Annotated in this window: 4 protein-coding genes and 1 pseudogene; 4 read left to right on the top strand and 1 reads right to left on the bottom strand. The window is 68.5% G+C overall.

The genetic code is table 11. The features are described 5' to 3' along the window. Positions 1–91, bottom strand: a pseudogene (locus JYJ84_RS38395) (5-formyltetrahydrofolate cyclo-ligase); the annotation flags it as partial. Positions 92–99: 8 nt separating this feature from the next. Between JYJ84_RS38395 and JYJ84_RS27580 the strand changes: the two are divergent. The 4 genes from JYJ84_RS27580 (at position 100) to JYJ84_RS27595 (ending at position 5,290) form a co-directional block, all read left to right on the top strand. After that, positions 100–2,052: a lytic transglycosylase domain-containing protein gene (locus tag JYJ84_RS27580; RefSeq protein ID WP_175222429.1), complete on the top strand. Its 1,953-nt coding sequence runs from the start codon at positions 100–102 to the stop codon at positions 2,050–2,052. Between the two features lie 345 nt (positions 2,053–2,397). Further along, positions 2,398–3,357: a complex I NDUFA9 subunit family protein gene (locus tag JYJ84_RS27585; RefSeq protein ID WP_122946466.1), complete on the top strand. Its 960-nt coding sequence runs from the start codon at positions 2,398–2,400 to the stop codon at positions 3,355–3,357. A 47-nt stretch (positions 3,358–3,404) separates the two neighbouring features. Then, positions 3,405–4,052: a glutathione S-transferase family protein gene (locus JYJ84_RS27590; protein WP_175222430.1), complete on the top strand. Its 648-nt coding sequence runs from the start codon at positions 3,405–3,407 to the stop codon at positions 4,050–4,052. Beyond that, positions 4,049–5,290, top strand: coding sequence for a multifunctional CCA addition/repair protein (locus tag JYJ84_RS27595; RefSeq protein WP_174963049.1), 1,242 nt, complete (start codon positions 4,049–4,051; stop codon positions 5,288–5,290). Before JYJ84_RS27590 ends, JYJ84_RS27595 begins: the two co-directional genes overlap by 4 nt. Positions 5,291–5,424: the final 134 nt, after the last annotated feature.

The raw sequence follows: 5,424 nt of genomic DNA on the forward strand, positions 1-5,424 counted from the left end.
CGCGCCGCGCGCCGGACAGCGTTTTGCGTAGCGCAACCTTCGGGTTTGGCACAGGGTTGCGTGCTATGCTTTCGCTCACTTCGCGCTCCATTCAAAACGATGTCGAACAGCCTTTTCCGAGTATATCGCGCGGTCGCGCTGACGCTTTCGGCCACCGCGCTCGTCGCGGGCACGGCCGCGTGCGCCGCACCGAACGACGATACGGTCTCCGGGGACGACCAGACCTTCGTGCAGCTTCGTGAAGCCGCACGCCGCAACGACGCCGCGAAAGCCGCGCAGCTCGCGTCGATGATCCCGAACTATCCGGTTCCGTCCTACGTCGAGTATTTCCAGATCAAGCCGCAGCTGTTCGATCCGACGGGCCGCGCGCGCGTGGACGCGCCGGACGCGCCCGTGCAGTCGTTCCTGCAGCGCTACGACGGCCAGGCGATCGCCGACCGCCTGCGCAACGACTATCTGCTCGTGCTCGGCGCGCGCCACGACTGGCGCAACTTCGACGACCAATACAAGCGCTTCGTGCTCGACGACGACACGCAGGTGAAGTGCTATGCGCTCGAATCGCGCGCTTCGCGCGGCGAGAACGTCGCCGATGCGGCGCGCGCGCTGCTCGTCGAGCCGAAGAACTACGGCGACGCGTGCGTCGACCTGATCACCGCGCTGACGGTCAAACAGCAGTTCACGAGCGACGACGTGTGGCAGCAGGCGCGCCTCGCGTACGAGCAGAACTACACGACGCTCGGCGGCAAGATCGTCGACGCGCTCGGCCCGCGCCCGGTCGGCTTCGACCAGGCGACGAGCGCGCCGCCGCTGTACCTCGCGCGCGGCGTCGGCGCCGACGCGACGTCGCACCAGCTCGCGCTGATCGCGCTCGGCCGCATGGCGCGCAATGATCCGGACGCCGCCGCCGGGATGCTGACGTCGGTCGCCGCGTCGCTGACCAAGCCGGAACAGGCGATCGCGTGGGGCGCGATCGGCTACCAGGGCGCGATCAAGCGCTCGCCGCTCGCGTCGGTCTGGTACGCGAAATCCGCGAATGCGCCGCTGTCGAACCCGGGCTACGAATGGCGCACGCGCGCCGCGCTGCTCGCCGGCAACTGGCCGATGGTGCGCTGGTCGATCGAGCAGATGCCGCCGTCGCTGCGCGACGATCCGGCCTGGATCTACTGGCATGCGCGCGCGCTCAAGCAGAGCGGCGACACGCTGCAGGCGAACCAGGAATTCGAGCAGGTCGCCGGCCAGTTCAACTTCTACGGGCAGCTCGCCGGCGAAGAGCTCGGCCAGCGCACGACGATCCCGCCGCGCACGAAGGTGAGCGACGCCGAGATCGACGCGATGAGCAAGATTCCGGGCTTCGCGCTTGCGCAACGCTTCTTTGCGCTGAACCTGCGCCTCGAAGGCAACCGCGAATGGAACTGGCCGCTGCGCGGGATGACCGATCGCCAGCTGCTCGCCGCGGCCGAGTACGGCAAGCGCATCGAGCTGCTCGACCGCACGGTCAACACGGCCGACCGCACGAAGGCCGAGCATGATTTCACGCTGCGTTACCCGTCGCCGTACCGCAACATCGTCGAGCGCTACGCGCAATCGACGGGCCTCGACACCGAATGGGCGTACGGGCTGATCCGCCAGGAGTCGCGCTTCATCACGAGCGCGCGTTCGTCGGTGGGCGCGGGCGGCCTGATGCAGCTGATGCCGGCCACCGCGCAGATGGTCGCGAAGAAGCTCGGCATGGGCACGATCTCGCGCGCGCAGATGCACGACATCGATACCAACATCCAGCTCGGCACCTGGTATCTGGCGGACATCTACAACAACTTCGACAGCTCGCCGGTGCTCGCCACGGCCGGCTACAACGCGGGCCCGGGCCGGCCGCGCCAGTGGCGCCAGGTGTTGACGCAGCCGGTCGAAGGCGCGATCTTCGCAGAAACGATTCCGTTCAACGAGACGCGCGACTACGTGAAGAACGTGCTGTCGAACACCGTCTACTACGCGGCGCTCTTCGAGGGCAAACCGCAGTCGTTGAAGAAACGTCTAGGCATGATCTCGCCCTGATCCGCAATCTTCACACTGCCGCGCGAGACGCGGCAGTGTTTAAGGGGCTGTTCACGCTAATAACGGGCTTGCGCTGGCCGCCAGAAGGGCCGAGCGCAAGGATTGCGACGAAGCGAATACTCAACGTATTCGCGAGGAGCATGACGCGGCGATCGGCCCTTCTGGCGGCCAGCCCCGCGAATGATTTTATCCAAACAGGGGAACGAGCCTTGCCGGCCGCATTGCGGCGTCGCGCGTCGCTTGTTTGGCTCGGCCAAACGGCGCTCCTTACTTCTTGCACTGCAGCCGGCAAGGCTCGTTCGCAAGCCCGTTATTAGCGTGAACAGCCCCTTAGAGGCCTCGAACATGGATCGCCAGACCGTCGCGCTGCTGGGCGGCACCGGCTTCATCGGCAGCCGGCTCGTCAATGCGCTGATCGAATCCGGCAAGCAGGTACGGATCGGCACGCGCCGGCGTGACCACGCGCGCCACCTGCAGATGCTGCCGGTCGAAATCGTCGAGCTCGAAGCGCTCGACACGCGTACGCTCGCGCGCTTTGTCGCCGGTGCGCATGCGGCGATCAACCTGGTCGGCGTGCTGCACGGCGGCCGCGGCACGCCGTACGGGCCCGGCTTCGAGCGCGCGCACGTCACGCTGCCGGCCGCGCTCGCGACCGCCTGCACCGAGGTGGGCGTGCAGCGCGTGCTGCACATGAGCGCGCTCGGCGCCGATTCGCACGGTGCGAGCATGTACCAGCGCTCGAAGGGCGACGGCGAGGCCGCGCTGCATGCGATCGCGGCGACCGATTCGCTCGCGCTGACGATCTTCCGCCCGTCGGTCGTGTTCGGCCCAGGCGACGCGTTCCTCAACACGTTCGCGAACCTGCAGCGCACGGTGCCGGTGCTGCCGCTCGCGATGCCCGACGCGCGCTTCCAGCCGGTGTTCGTCGGCGACGTCGTGCGTGCGTTCGTCAACACGCTCGATCTCGTGGCCGCACACGGCAAGACCTACGAACTTGGCGGCCCGACCGTCTACACGCTCGAGCAGCTGGTGCGCTATTGCGGCACGCTGGTCGGCCGGCAGGCTCGTATCGTGCGGCTGCCCGACGCGCTCGCGCGGCTGCAGGCGAGCGTGTTCGAATGGCTGCCCGGCGAGCCCGTGCTCACGCGCGACAATCTCGCGACGATGTCGGTGCCGAACGTGCTGTCGGGGCCGCTCGCGCCGGAGCTCGGGATCTCGCCCGCGAGTCTCGAAAGCATTGCGCCCGCGTATCTCGGCCATGCCGCGCAGCGGTCCCGGTTCGACTGGTTCCGCTCGCGCCGCTAGGCCGGCAGCATCCTCCTTTCCACCTTCGCGTTTTCCGGAACACCGTCATGAAACTCGTCATTGGAGACAAGAACTACTCGTCGTGGTCGATGCGCCCGTGGCTGCTGCTCGCGCATTTCGGCATCCCGTTCGACGAGATCGCGATCGAGCTGCGCCACGACGACACGGCAGCACGCATCCTCGAATATTCGCCGTCCGGCAAGGTGCCGTGCCTGATCGACGACCACGGCGTCGCGATCTGGGATTCGCTCGCGATCGCCGAGACGCTCGCCGAACGCTATCCGCAGTTCCCGATGTGGCCGGCCGATCCGCTCGAACGCGTGCATGCGCGCTGCGTCGCGGCCGAGATGCATTCGGGCTTCGCGGCGCTGCGCACGCAGATGGGCATGAACGTGCGCGCGTCGATGCCGGGGCGCGGTGCGACGCCCGACGCGCTCGCCGATGTCGCGCGCATCGATGCGCTGTGGAGTGAGTGTCTGGAGGCGTCGGGCGGGCCGTTCCTGTTCGGTGAATTCGGCATTGCCGATGCGATGTACGCGCCCGTCGTGATGCGCTTCAACACCTATGCGCCCGGCCTGTCGCCGGAAGCGGCCGGCTACGCGGCCCGCGTGACGGCGCTGCCGGCCGTCCAGCGCTGGATCGACGCCGCGCGCCGCGAAACGAACGTGATCGCCGAATACGAGCCGACGCCATGAACATCTACGCAGTCGGTGGCGCCATCCGCGACGCATTGCTCGGCGTGCCCGTGCAGGACCGCGACTACGTGGTGGTGGGCGCGACCCCCGAGCAGATGGCCGCGCAGGGTTTCCGGCCGGTCGGCAAGGATTTCCCGGTATTCCTGCATCCGCGGACGCAGGAGGAGTACGCGCTGGCGCGCACCGAGCGCAAGACGGCGGCCGGCTATCACGGCTTCCAGTTCCACTACGCGCCGGACGTGACGCTCGACGAGGATCTCGCGCGGCGCGACCTGACGATCAACGCGATGGCGCGCGAGGTGAGCCCGGAGGGCGAACTGGTCGGGCCGGTGATCGATCCGTTCGACGGGCAGGCCGACCTGGGCGCGCGCGTGTTCCGGCATGTGAGCGATGCGTTCGTCGAGGATCCGGTGCGGATCCTGCGCATCGCGCGCTTTGCCGCGCGGTTCGCGGATTTCACGGTCGCGGACGAAACGCTTGCGCTGATGCGGCGGATGGTCGACGCGGGCGAGGTCGACGCGCTCGTGCCCGAACGCGTGTGGCAGGAGATCGCGCGCGGGCTGATGGAGGTGAAGCCGTCGCGGATGTTCGCGGTGCTGCGCGACTGCGGCGCGCTCGCGCGCATCCTGCCGGAAGTCGATGCGCTGTGGGGCGTGCCGCAGCGCGCCGACTACCACCCGGAAGTCGACACGGGCGTGCACGTGATGATGGTCGTCGACTATGCGGCGAAGCAGGGCTATTCGCTGCCGGTGCGCTTCGCGGCACTCACGCACGATCTCGGCAAGGCGACGACGCCGGCCGACGTGCTGCCGCGCCACGTCGGCCACGAGGGGCGCAGCGTCGACCTGCTCAAGCCGTTGTGCGAGCGGCTGCGCGTGCCGAATGAATGCCGCGACCTCGCGCTCGTGGTCGCGCGCGAGCACGGCAACCTGCATCGCGTGATGGAGATGGGCGCGGCGGCACTGGTGCGGCTGTTCGAGCGCAGCGACGCGCTGCGCAAGCCGGCGCGTTTCGCCGAGATGCTGCAGGCGTGCGAATCGGATGCGCGCGGGCGGCTCGGGCTCGAAGCCCAGCCGTATCCGCAGGCCGAGCGGCTGCGCGTCGCACTCGCGGCCGCGCGCAGCGTCGATGCCGGCGCGATCGCACGCGGCATCGGCAACGACACGGAGAAGATCAAGGAAGCCGTGCATCGCGCACGGATCGAGGCCGTCGCGCAGGCGCTCGAGATCGGCGAATAGGGGGCGGGAAGGGCGCGCATCGCGTGCCTCCCGCCCGACAGCCGTTACGACTTCTTCTTGCGCGCCGGCTTGGCGGCCGCCGGGCGTTTGCCGGCGGATGCGCGCGGCTTGGTCGCACCCTTCTTTTCTTTTCC

It is taken from the genome of Burkholderia sp. LMG 13014 (genome assembly GCF_905232215.1).
Lineage (GTDB): Bacteria > Pseudomonadota > Gammaproteobacteria > Burkholderiales > Burkholderiaceae > Burkholderia.

Coding starts and splice junctions, on each gene's coding strand:
- JYJ84_RS27595 (WP_174963049.1), top strand. CDS start 4,049: ATGAACATCTACGCAGTCGGTGGCGCCATCCGCGACGCATTGCTCGGC.
- JYJ84_RS27580 (WP_175222429.1), top strand. CDS start 100: ATGTCGAACAGCCTTTTCCGAGTATATCGCGCGGTCGCGCTGACGCTT.
- JYJ84_RS27590 (WP_175222430.1), top strand. CDS start 3,405: ATGAAACTCGTCATTGGAGACAAGAACTACTCGTCGTGGTCGATGCGC.
- JYJ84_RS27585 (WP_122946466.1), top strand. CDS start 2,398: ATGGATCGCCAGACCGTCGCGCTGCTGGGCGGCACCGGCTTCATCGGC.